The organism is Streptomyces sp. G5(2025) (assembly GCF_049542075.1).
Classification (GTDB): domain Bacteria; phylum Actinomycetota; class Actinomycetes; order Streptomycetales; family Streptomycetaceae; genus Streptomyces.
This window is the reverse complement of record NZ_JBMUZT010000006.1, coordinates 1,250,470-1,265,866: the sequence shown is the minus strand read 5'-3', so window position 1 is coordinate 1,265,866 and position 15,397 is coordinate 1,250,470. Positions and strand designations below refer to the sequence as shown.

Sequence of the window (15,397 nt, the reverse complement as noted above, 5' to 3'; positions counted from 1 at the left end):
GATGGTGGCGGGCCGCGCGCGTTCCTAGCGTGGTGATCGTCTCCGGCCGGGTGGGCCGGAGCGGACACCGACGGACCAAGGAGCACGATGCGCGTCGCCTCGACCATCACCGCGGGCTTAGGGCTGGCCGGCCTCCTCACGGGGGCGGTGGCCGCCCCGGCCCTGCCGGACATGCCCAAGAAGCCACGCCCCGCGCTCAGTTGGGGCCACTGCTCCGCCGACCAGAAGGAGCTGAACGAAGCGGGCGCGCAGTGCGCGAAGGTCACCGTTCCCCTCGACTACGCCGACCCCGGCGGCCGTACGATCCAGCTCACGATCTCCCGCATCAAGGCGAAGTCGCCGGAGCGGCGCGGCATCCTGCTCTCCAATCCCGGCGGCCCGGGCGGCACCGGGCTCGCCAGCACCCTCGCTCTGCGTCCCGCGTTGAAGGACGTCGCCGACCACTACGACCTGATCGGCTTCGACCCCCGCTTCCTCGGTGAGAGCACCCCGCTCACCTGCGGCCCCGCTCCGCGCCCGGCCCCGCCCACGCCGACGACCACGCCGCGCGCGGACTTCGAGGCGTCGGTGCGCGCCGCACGGGACACCGCACGCCGCTGCCAGGAACACGGCGACAACGCCGCGCTGCTCCCGCACGCCTCGACCCGCAACGTCGCCCGCGACATGGACGCGATCCGCGCCGCCCTCGGCGAACGCGAGCTGTCGTACTACGGCGTCTCGTACGGCGCGGACCTGGGCGCCGTCTACACCCAGCTGTTCCCGCGCCGCGCCGACCGCGTCGTCCTGGACTCCTCGACCGACCCGGCGGCCACGCAGTACGAGCTGTTCCAGCGCTCGGGAGCGCCCGCGGAGGCGGCGCTGGGCAGCGGGGTGCGGGCGGACATACGCGCGCTGCTGGAGCGGGCCGAACGCCGCCCCGTCCCCGTCAAGGGGCAGCGCCTCAACGCGCCACTGCTGCGCATGATCTTCAAGCAGCTCGTCCAGCACGAGGAGTACGACCCCCAACTGGCGGAAGTCGTCGGCGACTTGAGGAAGGCCGCGGCGGGCGAGGACATCGAGCCGGGCCCCGCGCTCACCGGACTCCTCGCACTCCTCTCCTCGCCGGAGCTGGAGAGCAGCATGGTCGGCGGCGCGATCTTCATGTGCGGCGACGGAGGGTGGCCCGCAGGCGGCTGGCCGAAGAACCCGGAGACGTACTGGAAGAACATGCGGCGCAGCCGCGCCACGCAGCCGGTCTTCGGCCCGTACGTCAACGGCATGATCGCGCCGTGCGCGTTCTGGGGGAGCGAGCCCCGCGAACCCGGCACGAAGATCGGCAACGACGTGCCCGTCCTGCTGCTCCAGGCCCGCCACGACAACAACGTGCCCTACGAAGGCGCCCTCGCCCTGCACCGCAGGCTCACCGGATCGCGCCTCCTGACGGCGGACATCCGCGCGCACGGCGTCTACGGCCGGGGGAACGACGGCCTGACCCCTGTCCCCTGCGCCGACCGCGCGGTCAACACCTACTTGCGCGACGGCAAGCTGCCCGCCGCGGACCTCACCTGCCGGAAACCGGAGGAGGCCTCATGACAGACATGGCAGGCATGACAGGCGTGACAGGCATGACGGCCATCAGCAGGCGCACGGGGCTCGCGGTGGCCACCGCGGCGCTGCTCACCGGGGCGGCGGCTCCCGCCTCGGCGGCGGCGCCCCGGCGGGAGCGGGCCCTGCAACGCCACGTGGACGCCATCGTCGCCACCGGCGTGAGCGGTGTCCTCGCCGAGGTGCGGGGCCCGCGCGGCCGGTGGGCGGCCGCCCGCGCGGGCGTCGCCGACCTCGCTGCGAAGGCTCCGGTGCCCTGGAACGCGTACTACCGGATCGGCAGCGACACCAAGACGTTCACGGCCGTCGTCGTCCTCCAACTCGTCGGCGAAGGACGGCTGAAGCTCACCGACACCGTCGAGCGGTGGCTGCCCGGCGCGATCCGGGGCCACGGCAACGACGGCCGCCGGATCACCGTCACCAACCTGCTGCGGCAGACCAGCGGCCTGAACGACTACTTCGCGGTCGGAGCGGACCCCGCCGACCTCACCCCGGAGGCCTACCGGCGCAACCGCTTCCGCCCGCAGAGCCCCGAGGAGCAGCTGAAGGCCGCCCTGAGCAGGCCACCGCTGTGGCTGCCCGACGCCGACGACCCGGCGGGGGAGCGGCGATGGGGTTACTCCAACACGAACTATGTCGTCGCCGGGCTGCTCATCGAGGCGGTCACGGGCCACCCCTGGGCCCAGGAACTCCACGAGCGGATCATCGAGCCGCTCGGCCTCCGGGATACGTTCACCCCCGGCACGTCGTCGTACGTGCCGCGGCCCACGGCCACCGGCTACACGTACTTCCCGAACGGCACCCGGCCCGTCGACACCACCCTCGGCTTCGGCGGCGGCGCGGACGGCTGCCTCATCTCAACACCCCGCGACCACGGCGTCTTCCTGCGCGCCCTGCTCGGCGGCCGCGTGCTGCGCCCCGCTCAGCTGGCGGCGATGCGACAGACCGTGCCCGTGCAGGACTGGATCCCCGCCGAGGGTGTCCGCTACGGCCTCGGCATCGCCTGGCGGCCGGTCGCCGGCCGCCGCGACGGCATCTGGTTCCACGGCGGAACCAGCCTCGGCTGCGTCTCGGAATGCGGAGTCACCCCTGACGGCACCACGGCCGTGACCAGCGCGGCCTTCACCCTGCGCCTGGACAGCCCCGAGCAGAACGAGAGGCAGGCGCGGGCTACCTTGCGGATGGTGGATGCGGTGCTGGGGGGAGGCGCGGGGGCGGCCGCTAGCCTCGGCGGCCGGGACCTGGGTGGCGAGGCGCCTGGTGGCCGGCTTCCGGCGTCCTGGCCCCCGGCTTTTGCCGTGCGGCCTGGGAGGCTGGTGGCTGTCGGTGCCGTGCGGAGTGGTTGATGTGGTGGTTGGGGGCTGATGCCGGAGGCGGTCGCCGGCCTTGGCCGGAGGGGGCCTCGGTGGGCGGGGTGCCCGGCGTCCTGGGTCTGGGCCTTTGCCGCTCGGCCCGGCGGCCGATCCCGGGATCTGCCGCTAGCCCCGGCCGGAGGGCGCCTCGGTGGCCGGGAGCTTCGTGGCCTCGTCACCGGTTTGCGCCGCTCGGCCCGGCAGCCTCGTCGCCGCCACCGCGCCGAGTACCGCCACGGCCGCCAGCGCTGCCAGGGTCGGGCCCATCGCGGTGAGGAACGCGCCGTCCCTCCAATAGGGCTCCGCACCGGGGGCGTGGCCCGTGAGGGTGGTCATCAGCGTCGTCGCCGCGGCGATGCCCAGCGTCGGGCCCACGTTCATCGCGGTTTGCTGGAGGCCGCCCGCGACGCCCGCGTCGGCCACCGGGGCGTGCCGTACGACGACGGCCGTCGCGGCGACCATCACCGTGCCGAAGCCGGCGCCGACCAGCAGGAATCCGCTGCCAGCTGCCATGGCTCCCGACGCCTGGTCCAGACGGGACAGGGCGAGGACGCCGAGAGCCAGCACCGCCATGGCGGCCGTGATCGTTTGCCGGGGCCCGTACCGGCGCAGCAGCACCGCCGCGTACGGCGCGCTCACGATCATCATGATCGCGAGCGGCAGCGCCCTCACCGCGCTGTGCAGCGGATCGAGCTCCAGCACGTCCTGAAGGAAGTACGTCCCCACGAACAACGCCCCGAACATCGCCGAGGAAGCCGCCACCAGGACGCCGAGGGCGGGCCCGACCGCGGCCGAGCCGATCAGGCGGGGCGGTATGAGCGGGCTCGCGGCGCGGCGTTCGTGCCGGATGAACGCGGTCGCGCCGAGCGCCGCCCCGCACACCCCGAGCGCGGTGGCCGCAGGCCGGCCGCTCTCCGCGACGCCGACCAAGGCGTGCACGAGGCAGGCCAGGGTCACCGCGAGCAGTCCGGCACCGGGCAGGTCGAGTCCGGGCGCGGGCCCCCGGCGAGGTGAGGCGGGAACGCGGACCACCAGTGCCAGTACCCCGATCACCAGTGCGGGCACGACGCTCAGGAAAAACACCGAGCGCCACCCCAGTTCCGTCGCGAGTGCCCCGCCGAGCACCGGCCCGGCCGCAGCCGCGAGCCCGATCGCGCTGGTCCGCACCGCGATCGGCATCCCGAGTCTGTCCGGTGGGTACGCGGCCCGCAGCATCCCGAGAGTGGCGGGCTGGAGCAGCGCGCCGAACACTCCCTGGACGACCCGCAGCGCGATCACCGGGCCGACGCCGGGCGCGAGACCGATCCCCGCCGAGGCGAGCGCGAAGCCGAGTGTCCCGACCGCGAAGATCCGCCGGTGGCCGTAGCGGTCACCGAGCCGCCCCGCGAAGACCAGCAGGCTCGCCACGGCGATCAGATACCCGGTGCTGGTCCACTGCACCTGCGTGAACGACGCGTTCAGATCGCGCTGGAGGGCGGGCTGTACGACGGTCAGTACGGTGCCGTCCAGCGCGACGATCATGGCACCGATGACACTGCAAGCGAGAGTCAGCCTCCGCCGCACCCCCGGAGCGGATGCCGACCGCGGCTCCGGAGCGGACGCCGACCGCGCCTCCGGGGCAGAGGTCTGCCGTGCCTGTGAAGCGGACGCCGACCGCGGCTCCGGGGCAGAGGTCTGCCGTGCCTGTGAAGCGGACGTTGACCGCGCCTCCGGGGCGGGCGTCTGCCGTGTCTCCGAAGCGGGTGCCGATCGCGTCTCCAGAGTGGAGGACAGCCGCACCCCCAAAGCGGACGCCCACCGGACCCTCAAACCCGACGCCCACCGCTCCCCCGAAGCGGACGTCGGCCGCGCCTCGGCAGCGGACGCTGACCGCACCCCCAAGCCCGACGCCCACCGCACCCCCGGGCGGCCGGCCGTCACCGTCCCTCCGGACCGACGTGCGCGTCCAGCGCCGCCTCTATCAGGGGCTCCACGCCCGCCGCCCCCGACGCGAGCCGCAGGCTGCCCCACCCCCACAGCTGCGCGATGCCATGCAGGTTCGCCCACAGCGCCCCCGCGGCGACCCGCGCCCCGGCGCCGGACGCGGGGCGCGCCTCGGCGACCAGGCCGACCAGTACGTCGAAGAGCGGCAGGCTGGTCTCCCGCAGACCGAGCTCGTTGCTCTCCAGGAGGTCGTGGCGGAACATCAGCTCGAACATGCCGCGGTGGTCCGCCGCGAAGCCGAGATAGGCACGGCTCAGCGCCCTCAGCCGCGTACGCGCGTCCCCTTCGGCCGCTGCCCGCGCCACCTCGGCCGCCAGCTCGGCGAATCCCCGCCGCGCGATGGCGGAGAGCAGGGCCACGTGCGTGGGGAAGTGGCGCCGGGGAGCGCCGTGCGAGACCCCGGCCCTGCGGGCGATCTCCCGCAGGGTCAGCGCCTGTACGCCCTCGGCCGCCAGGAGTTCCACGCCCACGTCCACCAGCCGGGCCCGCAGCCCGGCCTCCTGTGCGCTCTGATCGCTGACGTTCCGTTCGTGCACCCGTTCACTCATCCGTTCGCCCATCCGTTCGCCCATAGACACTGTCTACTACGGCGCGTAGACACTGTCTACCGGGACGCATGGGCGGTGTCTACCGCGAATCGCCCCGAAATTCGCACCCAAGAGGACCCCGAGGGCCCTGTCCACCCCGGGGGAGGTACGAGGTATCTTGATGTCGAGAAATGTTGCAGACGCGGAGCGGAGCACCCGGTGACTGACTCGACCATCATCTACACCCACACTGACGAGGCCCCGGCCCTGGCGACCCATTCCTTCTTGCCGGTGGTCCAGGCCTACGCCTCCACCGCGGGCGTCAGCGTGGAGACCCGTGACATCTCGCTCGCGGGGCGGATCATCGCGAGCTTCCCCGAGCGCCTGGAGGAGGGCCAGCGCATCAACGACGCCCTCGCCGAGCTGGGCGAGCTGGCCAAGACGCCCGGGGCGAACATCATCAAGCTGCCCAACATCTCGGCCTCGATCCCGCAGCTGAAGGCCGCGATCGCCGAGCTGCAGGGCCAGGGCTACGCGCTCCCCGACTACCCGGACGACCCGAAGACCGACGAGGAGCGCGACATCCGCGCCCGCTACGACAAGGTCAAGGGCAGCGCCGTCAACCCGGTCCTGCGCGAGGGCAACTCCGACCGCCGCGCCCCCGCGTCGGTCAAGAACTACGCCAAGGCCCACCCGCACCGCATGGGCGCCTGGACGTCCGAGTCGAAGACGAACGTCGCCACCATGGGCGAGAACGACTTCCGCTCCACCGAGAAGTCCGCGGTGATCACCGAAGCCGGCGCGCTGCGCATCGAGCTCGTCGGTGACGACGGCTCCACCACCGTCCTGCGGGAGTCCGTACCGGTTCTCGCGGCCGAGGTCGTCGATGCCTCCGTCATGCGCGTCGCCGCCCTGCGCGAGTTCCTCAAGCAGCAGGTCGCCCGCGCCAAGTCCCAGGGCGTGCTCTTCTCCGTGCACCTCAAGGCCACGATGATGAAGGTCTCCGACCCGATCGTCTTCGGCCACGTGGTCCGCGCCTTCTTCCCGAAGACCTTCGCCGCGCACGGCGAGACCCTCGCCGCCGCCGGCCTGACCCCGAACGACGGCCTGGGCGGCATCTTCAAGGGCCTGGACTCGCTCCCCGAGGGCGACAAGATCAAGGCGTCCTTCGAGGCCGAGCTCGCCGAGGGCCCGGAGCTGGCCATGGTCGACTCCGACAAGGGCATCACCAACCTGCACGTCCCGAGCGACGTCATCGTCGACGCCTCCATGCCGGCCATGATCCGCACCTCCGGCCACATGTGGGGCCCGGACGGCGAGGAGCACGACACGCTGGCCGTCCTGCCGGACAGCAGCTACGCGGGCATCTACCAGGTCGTCATCGACGACTGCCGCGTCAACGGCGCCTTCGACCCGGCGACGATGGGCTCCGTCCCGAACGTCGGCCTGATGGCGCAGAAGGCCGAGGAGTACGGCAGCCACGACAAGACCTTCGAGATCCAGACCACCGGCACCGTCCGGGTTCTGGACGGCGCGGGCAAGGTCGTCCTGGAGCAGGCCGTCGCCGCCGGTGACATCTTCCGCATGTGCCAGACCAAGGACGCGCCGATCCAGGACTGGGTCAAGCTCGCCGTCACGCGCGCCCGCGCCACCGGCAGCCCGGCCGTGTTCTGGCTGGACGAGACCCGCGCCCACGACGCCGTGCTCATCGGCAAGGTCAAGCAGTACCTCGCCGACCACGACACCGCGGGCCTGGACATCCGCATCATGTCGCCGGTCGAGGCCACCGCGTTCTCCCTGGAGCGCATCCGCCGCGGCGAGGACACCATCTCCGTCACCGGCAACGTCCTGCGCGACTACCTCACCGACCTCTTCCCCATCCTGGAGCTGGGCACCAGCGCCAAGATGCTGTCGGTCGTCCCGCTGATGAACGGCGGCGGCCTCTTCGAGACCGGCGCCGGCGGCTCCGCCCCGAAGCACGTCCAGCAGCTGGTCAAGGAGAACTACCTGCGCTGGGACAGCCTCGGTGAGTTCCTCGCCCTCGCGGTGAGCTTCGAGCACCTCGCCACCACCACGGGCAACGCCCGCGCGCAGATCCTCGCCGACACCCTGGACCGCGCCACGGCCACGTTCCTGGAGAACGACAAGTCGCCGAGCCGCCGCCTCGGGGGCATCGACAACCGCGGCAGCCACTTCTACCTCGCCCTGTACTGGGCGCAGGAGCTGGCCAAGCAGACCGAGGACACGCAGCTCGCGGAGGCGTTCGCGGCCCTGGCCAAGGCGCTGACCGAGCAGGAGCAGACCATCGTCGACGAACTGATCGCGGTGCAGGGCTCCCCGGCCGACATCGGCGGCTACTACCAGCCGGACGTCACCAAGGCCACCGCGGTCATGCGTCCGTCCGCGACGCTCAACCAGGCGCTGTCGATCCTGGGCTGACGCTTCGCCACGCAGTCGTGAAGAGGGCCTCCCGCCGCTCGGCGGGAGGCCCTGTTCACGTGTGTACGCGGCCTACGACCGCCGCCGCGGCTTACCGCGCTTGGCGGCCTTGGGGCGGGACACCGGTTTCTTCTTCGGTTGCGCCGCGGCCTTGGACCTGGCCTTGGGCTGCGGTTTCGCCCGCGGCTTCTCCTTCACCGCCGGAGACTGCGCGCGCCCCCGCGAGCTGTTGACCGTACGGCCCCGGACGATGCCGATGAAGTCCTCGACCAGGTCGGTGGTCGCGTCCTCCGGCCACGACAGGGCCACCCGCGACTCGGGGGCGTCCGTGACGGGGCGGTAGGTGAGGTCCTTGCGGTGGTGCAGACGTGCGAGGGACTGCGGGACGAGGAGTACGCCCACGCCCGCGGCGACCAGTTCGACCGCGTCGGCCGTCGTCGCCGGGCGCTCGGCGGCTGGCCGCCCCGGGCGCCGCTCCCATTCAAGCGTCTCGTCCAGCGGGTGGAACACGATCTCGTCGGCGAGGTCCTCGGGGGACACCTCGTCGACCGCGGCGACGACGTGGTCCTTGGGGATCACGACGACCGTGGTCTCGGTGTAGAGGGGGATCGCGCTGAGATCCGTACGGTCGATCGGCAAGCGTACGAACCCGGCGTCGGCGCCGCCCGCGCGCAGCACGTCAGGTGCCTCGCCGGGGGAGACCTGGAGAAGGGTCAGGGGGACGTCGGGCAGCCGCTCGTTCCAGATACGCACCCACTTGGTGGGCGTCACCCCCGGGACGTAGGCGAGCCGGAACGAAGGGGTTACTTCCGAGCCTGTCACCTCGCCAGGCTACCGGTCGTGGTCAGAGGTAGCGCACATGCTCGATACCCTTGACACCATGACGTCGCACCAGAACACCCAGACCATGAAGCCCGCGACCGCGGCGAAGAAGCTGGGTGTGCTCCTCCAGGCCACGCCCGCCGAGTTCCAGGAGGGTGTCGTCTCCCGCAGCGAGCTGAACGCGCTCCAGACCGACCCGCCCCAGTGGCTCCAGGACCTGCGGCGCACCGGCCCCCACCCCCGCCCCGTCGTCGCCGCGAAGCTGGGCGTCTCCATCGCGGGCCTCGCCCGCGGCGGGGTCACGGAGCCGCTCACCACGGAGCAGATCGACGCCCTGAAGGACGAGATGCCCGGCTGGCTGCGCCAGGAGCGCGCCACCCAGGCCGAGGTCCGCAAGGAAGCGGTGCGGATCAAGGAGAAGCAGGCCGAGCAGGCCCAGAAGCGCGCGGCCCGCACCGACGAGGACGCCCGCTCCTGACCCCTGGCAGCAGCTGACCAAGGGGCCCGCGCGTACACCGGGCCCCTTGGCCGCGCATTCCCTTGGCTCGTGGAGGGGCCGCACGCCCCCTCGGCTCGTGCAGCCGCGCACTCCCTCGGCTCGTCGGGTGGCCGTGCCCCCCTCAGCCCGTCGAGTCGCCCGGAGCCCGGCCGGAGCCCGCCCGGAGCCCCTCGGCCCGTCGAGTGGGCGCGGACCCCTTGGCCCGGCGAGCGGCGCCGAGCCCCTCGGCCCCTCAGTCCGTCGAGCGCAGGCTCACCACCAGCTCGCGCGGCAGGCCATGGGCGTCGTGCAGATACCGGAAGTCCTCCTCGCCCAACGGTCCCCGGGAACGGGGCCGGGCCAGCACCCGCCGCCCGCGCTCCAGGATCCGCCGGAAGCGGCGCTCCTCCTCGGTCAGCACCCGGTGCACGGCACCCGGATCGGCGTCCTGCCGGAAGCGGTCCAGAGTGTGCCGCACCAGCTCGTCCGGGAGGTCGCCGAGCGTGCGCGAGGCGTCGTCCCGCCACAGCACGGCGAGCACGCGCCGTACCAGCCTGCGCAGCACATAACCGCGTCCGGAGGCGGCCGGGCGCACGCCGTCGCCGGTCACCACGACGGCGGAGCGCAGGTGGTCGCAGACCAGCCGCAGCGACGGCTCGTCCAGCGGCCACAGGCCCGGCACGAGCCGGCGCCACGGGTCGAAGACATCGCACTCGAACACCGACCGGCGGCCCTGGAGCAGCGAGGCCAGCCGTTCCAGGCCGAGGCCGGTGTCGATGTTGCGCTGGATCAGCGGGACGAGCGAGCCGTCGTCGAGGCGGCGATGACGCATCATCACGTGGTTCCAGACTTCCACCCAGCGCTCGTCGCGCGTGGGCGTCGACTCAGGCGGCCCGTCCCCGGTCCACAGGAAGATCTCCGAGTCGGGCCCGCACGGCCCGGCCGAACCGCTGGGCCACCAGTTGTCCTCGACGGTCGGCTCCACCGGCACCCCGCGCTCCTGCCACAGCTCCAGGGAGGCGGTGTCGGGCCCGGTCCGGTCGTCACCGCCGAAGACCGTGGCGTGCAGCAGCCCCGGATCGACCCCGAGCCCCTCGGTGAGCAGCCCGTATCCCCAGTCGAGGCTCTGCGGGCCCTCGTAGTCGCCGAGGGACCAGGTGCCGAGCATCTCGAACACGGTCAGGTGGGTGGGGTCGCCGACCTCCTCCAGGTCCGTGGTGCGCAGACACCGCTGTACGTTGACCAGCCGGCTGCCCAGCGGATGCGGCCGCCCCTCCAGGTACGGGATGAGCGGATGCATGCCCGAGGTGGTGAAGAGCACCGGGTCGCCGGGCGGCGGCAGCAGGGTCGAGCCGGTGATCCGGCGGTGCCCGCGCTCCTCGTAGTACTCGACGAACGTACGGACGATCTGTTCGGCGCTCGGTCCGGTGCTCGGCCGGGTGCTCGGTGGGGTCTTCATGGGAGTGGCTCCTTCGCGTCGCGGCGGGGAGGCACCGGAAGACGGCCGTGCGATCACCGGAACCGGGACGAGAGGACCACGGAACCACCGGCGGGCCGTGTCCGGGCGCCGGTGGAGAGTTCAGGACGTGCGTACGTCAGGCGGCGGCGACCGGCGAGCGGGGCGCTCGCGCGGTGGCGGTGAGGCTGAGGCCGATGACGTTCATACGGCCGACGGTAGCGCGGCCAGGACATGGGCGGCACGCGATGTACGGGCCGTCGTCCCCTTCCTCGCGCCTTCCTCGCGCCGCGTCGAGGGTAACTAAGGGTACCCTTGCCTAAGTCTCTGGCCCGGCCGTCGCGGTTGGCCCACTCCCTTGGCGCCCATTGCATAAAAGTGCGGTTGTGCGTATAGTCATGCCATCCAGAAGGAGGGTTCCATGGCGGTACGCGCAGCAGTGGCAGGGGCGAGTGGGTACGCGGGCGGCGAGTTGCTGCGTCTGCTCCTCGCCCACCCCGAGGTGGAGATCGGCGCTCTCACGGCGCACTCGAACGCGGGCGAGCGCCTCGGCGCGCTGCAACCGCAGCTGCTCCCGCTCGCCGACCGTGTCCTGGAGCCGACCACCGCCGAGGTGCTGGCCGGGCAGGGCCGCCCGCACGACGTCGTGTTCCTCGCGCTGCCCCACGGCCAGTCCGCCGCCGTCGCCGAGCAGCTCGGCCCCGACGTCCTCGTCGTGGACATGGGCGCCGACTTCCGGCTGAAGGACGCGGGGGACTGGGAGAAGTTCTACGGCAGCCCGCACGCCGGCACCTGGCCCTACGGCCTCCCCGAACTGCCCGGCGCCCGCGCCGCGTTGGCGGGCGTCAAGCGCATCGCGGTGCCCGGCTGTTATCCGACCGCCGTCTCCCTCGCGCTCTTCCCCGCGTACGCGGCGGACCTCGTCGAGCCCGAAGCGGTGATCGTCGCCGCGTCCGGCACCTCCGGCGCGGGCAAGGCCGCCAAGCCGCACCTCCTCGGCTCGGAGGTCATGGGGAGCATGTCCCCGTACGGGGTCGGGGGCGCCCACCGGCACACCCCCGAGATGATCCAGAACCTCAGCGCCGCCGCGGGCACCCCCGTCACCGTCTCCTTCACGCCGACCCTGGCCCCGATGCCCCGCGGCATCCTCGCCACGTGCAGCGCGAAGGCCAAGGCGGGCGTCACCGCCGGGTCCGTGCGGGAGGCGTATGCCAAGGCCTTCGCCGACGAGCCGTTCGTCCACCTGCTCCCCGAGGGGCAGTGGCCCGCGACCGCCGCCGTGTACGGCTCGAACGCCGTACAGCTCCAGGTCGCGTACGACGAGGCGGCCGGCCGTGTGATCGTGATCAGCGCCATCGACAACCTCGCCAAGGGCACCGCGGGCGGCGCCCTCCAGAGCATGAACATCGCCCTCGGCCTCGACGAGGCCACCGGGCTCTCTACGATCGGAGTCGCGCCGTGAGTGTGACGGCAGCCAAGGGATTCACGGCGGCGGGCATCGCCGCCGGCATCAAGGAGAACGGCAACCCGGACCTGGCCCTCGTGGTCAACACCGGGCCCCGACTGGCCGCCGCGGGCGTCTTCACCTCCAACCGCGTCAAGGCCGCCCCCGTCCTCTGGTCGGAGCAGGTCCTCAAGGGCGGCCTCGTCTCCGCCGTCATCCTCAACTCCGGTGGCGCCAACGCCTGTACGGGACCCAAGGGCTTCCAGGACACGCACGCCACCGCCGAGAAGGTGGCCGAGGCCCTGTCCCTGAACGCGGGCGAGGTCGCCGTCGCCTCGACCGGGCTCATCGGTGTCACGCTGCCGATGGACAAGCTGCTGCCGGGCGTCGAGAAGGCCGCCGGTGAACTCTCCGCGCACGGCGGCGAGAAGGCCGCCATCGCCATCAAGACCACCGACAGCGTCCACAAGACGTCGGTGGTGACCAGGGACGGCTGGACCGTCGGCGGCATGGCCAAGGGCGCCGGCATGCTCGCGCCCGGCCTCGCCACGATGTTGGTCGTACTCACCACCGACGCCGACCTCGAAGCCGGCGTCCTGGACAAGGCGCTGCGGGACGCCACCCGCGTCACCTTCGACCGGGTCGACTCCGACGGCTGCATGTCCACCAACGACACCGTGCTGCTCCTCGCCTCCGGCGCGGCCGAAGCCACCCCGGAGTACGCCGAGTTCGCCGAGGCCGTCCGCGAGGTCTGCGACGACCTCGGCCGGCAGCTCATCGGCGACGCCGAGGGCGCCAGCAAGGACATCAAGGTCGAGGTGGTCAACGCGGCCACCGAGGCCGACGCCGTAGAAGTCGGCCGGTCCATCGCCCGCAACAACCTCCTCAAGTGCGCCCTGCACGGCGAGGACCCCAACTGGGGCCGGGTGCTCTCCGCGATCGGCACCACGTCGGCCGCCTTCGACCCGAACCAGCTCAACGTCGCCATCAACGGCGTCTGGGTCTGCAAGAACGGCTCCGTGGGCGAGGACCGCGACCTGGTCGACATGCGCTACCGCGAGGTCGTCATCACCGCCGACCTGGCGGCGGGCGATCAGACCGCGACCATCTGGACGAACGACCTCACCGCGGACTACGTCCACGAGAACAGCGCCTACTCCTCATGAGCAAGGACCCCGGCAGTCAGCCCACCGCCCGCAAACACACCGCGCTGCCCAAGGCGCAGACCCTCATCGAGGCGCTGCCCTGGCTCACCCGGCACCGCGGCAAGACCGTCGTCATCAAATTCGGCGGCAACGCCATGGTCGACGAGGAGCTGAAGGCCGCCTTCGCCCAGGACGTCGTCTTCCTGCACCACGCGGGCCTCAAGCCCGTCGTGGTGCACGGCGGCGGACCGCAGATCAGCAAGGCGCTCGAACGGCACGGCATCGTCAGCGAGTTCAAGGCGGGCCTGAGGGTCACCACCGAGGACGCCATGGACGTCGTGCGCATGGTGCTCGCCGGTCAGGTGCAGCGCGAGCTGGTCGGCCTGCTCAACCGGCACGGGCCGATCGCCGTCGGCCTCACCGGCGAGGACGCGCACACCATCACCGCCACCAAGCACCGGCCCCGCATCGAGGGCGAACTGGTCGACATCGGCCGGGTCGGCGAGATCACCGAGATCGACACGGGCGCCATCGAGGCGCTTCTCGCCGACGGCCGTATCCCGGTCGTGTCCTCGATCGCCCGTTCCCAGGACGATCACCATGTCTACAACGTCAATGCTGATACGGCGGCTGCGGCACTCGCTGCGGCGCTTGATGCCGAGACCCTGATGGTGCTGACCGACGTCGAGGGCCTGTACGAGGACTGGCCGAACTCCGACGAGGTCATCAGCAGGCTCACCGCCACCGAGCTGGAGAAGCTCCTGCCCGAGCTGGCCAGCGGCATGGTCCCGAAGATGGAGGGCTGCCTGCACGCCGTACGCAACGGCGTGGAGACCGCCCGCGTCATCGACGGCCGCGTCCAGCACTCGATCCTGCTGGAGATCTTCACCGACGAGGGCATCGGCACGATGGTCGTGCCGGACGGCACCGACGCACAGCACGACACCGAGGGGGAGTCATGAGCAACCAGGAGCTGACCGCGCGCTGGCAGGGCGCGCTCATGGACAACTACGGCACGCCGCGGCTGCCCCTCGTGCGCGGCGCGGGCAGCACGCTGTGGGACGCCGACGGCAAGGAGTACGTCGACTTCGTCGGCGGCATCGCCGTCAACGCGCTCGGCCACGCCCACCCGGCGGTCGTCGAGGCGGTCAGCGCCCAGATCGGCGCGCTCGGCCACGTCTCGAACCTCTTCGTCGCCGAGCCGCCCGTCCGGCTGGCCGAACGGCTCCTGGAGCTCTTCGGGCGCGAGGGCCGCGTGTACTTCTGCAACTCCGGGGCCGAGGCCAACGAAGGCGTCTTCAAGATCGGCCGGCTGACCGGCCGCCCGCACATGGTCGCCACCGACGGCGGCTTCCACGGCCGGACCATGGGCGCGCTCGCCCTCACCGGCCAGCCCGGCAAGCAGGAGCCGTTCCTGCCGCTGCCCGGCGACGTCACGCACGTCCCGTACGGCGACGTCGAGGCCCTGCGCGCCGCCGTCACCACCGAGACCGCCTTCGTGATCATCGAGCCGATCCAGGGCGAGATCGGCGTCGTCGTGCCACCCGCGGGCTACCTCAAGGCGGCCAGGGAGATCACCCGCGCCACCGGGACCCTCCTCGTCCTCGACGAGGTGCAGACCGGGATCGGCCGCACCGGCCACTGGTTCGAGCACTTCGCGCACGAGGGCGTCGAGCCCGATATCGTCACACTCGCGAAGGGTCTGGGCGGTGGTCTGCCGCTCGGCGCGACCGTCGCGTTCGGCGCCGCCGCGGAGCTGTTCAAGCCCGGTCACCACGGCACGACGTTCGGCGGGAACCCCGTCGCGTGCGCCGCGGGGCTCGCGGTCGTCGACACCATCGCCACCGAGGGGCTCCTGGAGAACACCAAGCGGGCGGGTGAGAAGCTGCGGAGCGGGGTCGAGTCACTCGGACACCGGCTCGTCGGACATGTCAGGGGCGCGGGCCTGCTCCTGGGTATCGTGCTCACCGAGCCGCTCGCGCCGCAGGTCCAGCAGGCGGCTCAGGACGCCGGCTTCCTGGTGAACGCCCCCGCCCCCGATGTCGTACGGCTGATGCCGCCGCTGAACGTGCGCGACGACGAGGTGGACGCGTTCCTGCGGGTACTGCCCGGCGTACTGGACAAGGCCGCCGAGGCCGACGGGGACGGACGATCCGGAGAATGAGAC

The 15,397-nt window shown here is 72.2% G+C and carries 12 protein-coding genes; 8 read left to right on the top strand and 4 right to left on the bottom strand.

Annotation, left to right across the window (positions count from 1 at the left end; all coding sequences use genetic code 11):
• Positions 1-87 precede the first annotated feature (87 nt).
• Entirely contained in the window at positions 88-1,572 is a 1,485-nt protein-coding gene (locus tag ACOBQB_RS16560; protein ID WP_423592578.1) for an alpha/beta hydrolase, read from the top strand.
• A 5-nt stretch (positions 1,573-1,577) separates the two neighbouring features.
• Complete coding sequence (locus ACOBQB_RS16555; RefSeq protein ID WP_423598528.1) at positions 1,578-2,930, top strand: serine hydrolase domain-containing protein; 1,353 nt, start codon at positions 1,578-1,580, stop codon at positions 2,928-2,930.
• 132 nt (positions 2,931-3,062) lie between these two features.
• Here the strand turns inward: ACOBQB_RS16555 and ACOBQB_RS16550 are convergent, their stop codons facing one another.
• Positions 3,063-4,457, bottom strand: a complete 1,395-nt coding sequence (locus ACOBQB_RS16550) for an MFS transporter (protein ID WP_423592576.1) — start codon at positions 4,455-4,457, stop codon at positions 3,063-3,065.
• A 395-nt stretch (positions 4,458-4,852) separates the two neighbouring features.
• Positions 4,853-5,467 carry a TetR/AcrR family transcriptional regulator gene (locus ACOBQB_RS16545; protein ID WP_423598526.1) on the bottom strand — a complete coding sequence of 205 codons (615 nt, stop codon included), beginning with the start codon at positions 5,465-5,467 and terminating at the stop codon, positions 4,853-4,855.
• A 198-nt stretch (positions 5,468-5,665) separates the two neighbouring features.
• Between ACOBQB_RS16545 and ACOBQB_RS16540 the strand changes: the two genes are divergently transcribed.
• Positions 5,666-7,885 (top strand): NADP-dependent isocitrate dehydrogenase, encoded by a 2,220-nt coding sequence (locus ACOBQB_RS16540; protein ID WP_423592574.1) that lies wholly within the window; start codon positions 5,666-5,668, stop codon positions 7,883-7,885.
• 72 nt (positions 7,886-7,957) lie between these two features.
• On the opposite strand, the gene ACOBQB_RS16535 is transcribed toward ACOBQB_RS16540, so the two are convergent.
• Positions 7,958-8,707, bottom strand: a complete 750-nt coding sequence (locus tag ACOBQB_RS16535; RefSeq protein WP_423592572.1) for a LysR family substrate-binding domain-containing protein — start codon at positions 8,705-8,707, stop codon at positions 7,958-7,960.
• Between the two features lie 58 nt (positions 8,708-8,765).
• On the opposite strand from ACOBQB_RS16535, the gene ACOBQB_RS16530 reads away from it, so the two are divergent.
• Positions 8,766-9,185 carry a DUF5997 family protein gene (locus ACOBQB_RS16530; RefSeq protein WP_423592571.1) on the top strand — a complete coding sequence of 140 codons (420 nt, stop codon included), beginning with the start codon at positions 8,766-8,768 and terminating at the stop codon, positions 9,183-9,185.
• 253 nt (positions 9,186-9,438) lie between these two features.
• On the opposite strand, the gene ACOBQB_RS16525 is transcribed toward ACOBQB_RS16530, so the two are convergent.
• A complete protein-coding gene (locus ACOBQB_RS16525; protein WP_423592570.1) occupies positions 9,439-10,644 on the bottom strand; it encodes an alanine--tRNA ligase-related protein in 1,206 nt (401 codons plus the stop codon).
• 418 nt (positions 10,645-11,062) lie between these two features.
• Here ACOBQB_RS16525 and argC point away from each other — a divergent pair, with 418 nt between their 5' ends.
• The 4 genes from argC to ACOBQB_RS16505 are packed head-to-tail and all read left to right on the top strand — an operon-like array spanning position 11,063 to position 15,394.
• The gene (gene argC, locus ACOBQB_RS16520) at positions 11,063-12,103 is read left to right on the top strand and encodes an N-acetyl-gamma-glutamyl-phosphate reductase (protein WP_423592569.1); all 1,041 of its coding nucleotides are present in this window, start codon (positions 11,063-11,065) and stop codon (positions 12,101-12,103) included.
• Positions 12,100-13,251, top strand: a complete 1,152-nt coding sequence (gene argJ, locus ACOBQB_RS16515; protein WP_423592568.1) for a bifunctional glutamate N-acetyltransferase/amino-acid acetyltransferase ArgJ — start codon at positions 12,100-12,102, stop codon at positions 13,249-13,251. The genes argC and argJ overlap by 4 nt, the downstream gene beginning before the upstream one ends.
• Entirely contained in the window at positions 13,248-14,192 is a 945-nt protein-coding gene (gene argB, locus ACOBQB_RS16510; protein ID WP_423592567.1) for an acetylglutamate kinase, read from the top strand. Before argJ ends, argB begins: the two co-directional genes overlap by 4 nt.
• Positions 14,189-15,394: an acetylornithine transaminase gene (locus tag ACOBQB_RS16505; protein ID WP_423592566.1), complete on the top strand. Its 1,206-nt coding sequence runs from the start codon at positions 14,189-14,191 to the stop codon at positions 15,392-15,394. The genes argB and ACOBQB_RS16505 overlap by 4 nt, the downstream gene beginning before the upstream one ends.
• Positions 15,395-15,397 lie beyond the last annotated feature (3 nt).

What these genes read in the sequence shown, in the direction of transcription:
- ACOBQB_RS16560 (WP_423592578.1), top strand. Translation starts at nt 88, where the DNA reads ATGCGCGTCGCCTCGACCATCACCGCGGGCTTAGGGCTGGCCGGCCTC.
- ACOBQB_RS16555 (WP_423598528.1), top strand. Translation starts at nt 1,578, where the DNA reads ATGGCAGGCATGACAGGCGTGACAGGCATGACGGCCATCAGCAGGCGC.
- ACOBQB_RS16550 (WP_423592576.1), bottom strand. Translation starts at nt 4,457, where the DNA reads ATGATCGTCGCGCTGGACGGCACCGTACTGACCGTCGTACAGCCCGCC.
- ACOBQB_RS16545 (WP_423598526.1), bottom strand. Translation starts at nt 5,467, where the DNA reads ATGAGTGAACGGGTGCACGAACGGAACGTCAGCGATCAGAGCGCACAG.
- ACOBQB_RS16530 (WP_423592571.1), top strand. Translation starts at nt 8,766, where the DNA reads ATGACGTCGCACCAGAACACCCAGACCATGAAGCCCGCGACCGCGGCG.
- ACOBQB_RS16525 (WP_423592570.1), bottom strand. Translation starts at nt 10,644, where the DNA reads ATGAAGACCCCACCGAGCACCCGGCCGAGCACCGGACCGAGCGCCGAA.
- argC (WP_423592569.1), top strand. Translation starts at nt 11,063, where the DNA reads ATGGCGGTACGCGCAGCAGTGGCAGGGGCGAGTGGGTACGCGGGCGGC.
- argB (WP_423592567.1), top strand. Translation starts at nt 13,248, where the DNA reads ATGAGCAAGGACCCCGGCAGTCAGCCCACCGCCCGCAAACACACCGCG.
- ACOBQB_RS16505 (WP_423592566.1), top strand. Translation starts at nt 14,189, where the DNA reads ATGAGCAACCAGGAGCTGACCGCGCGCTGGCAGGGCGCGCTCATGGAC.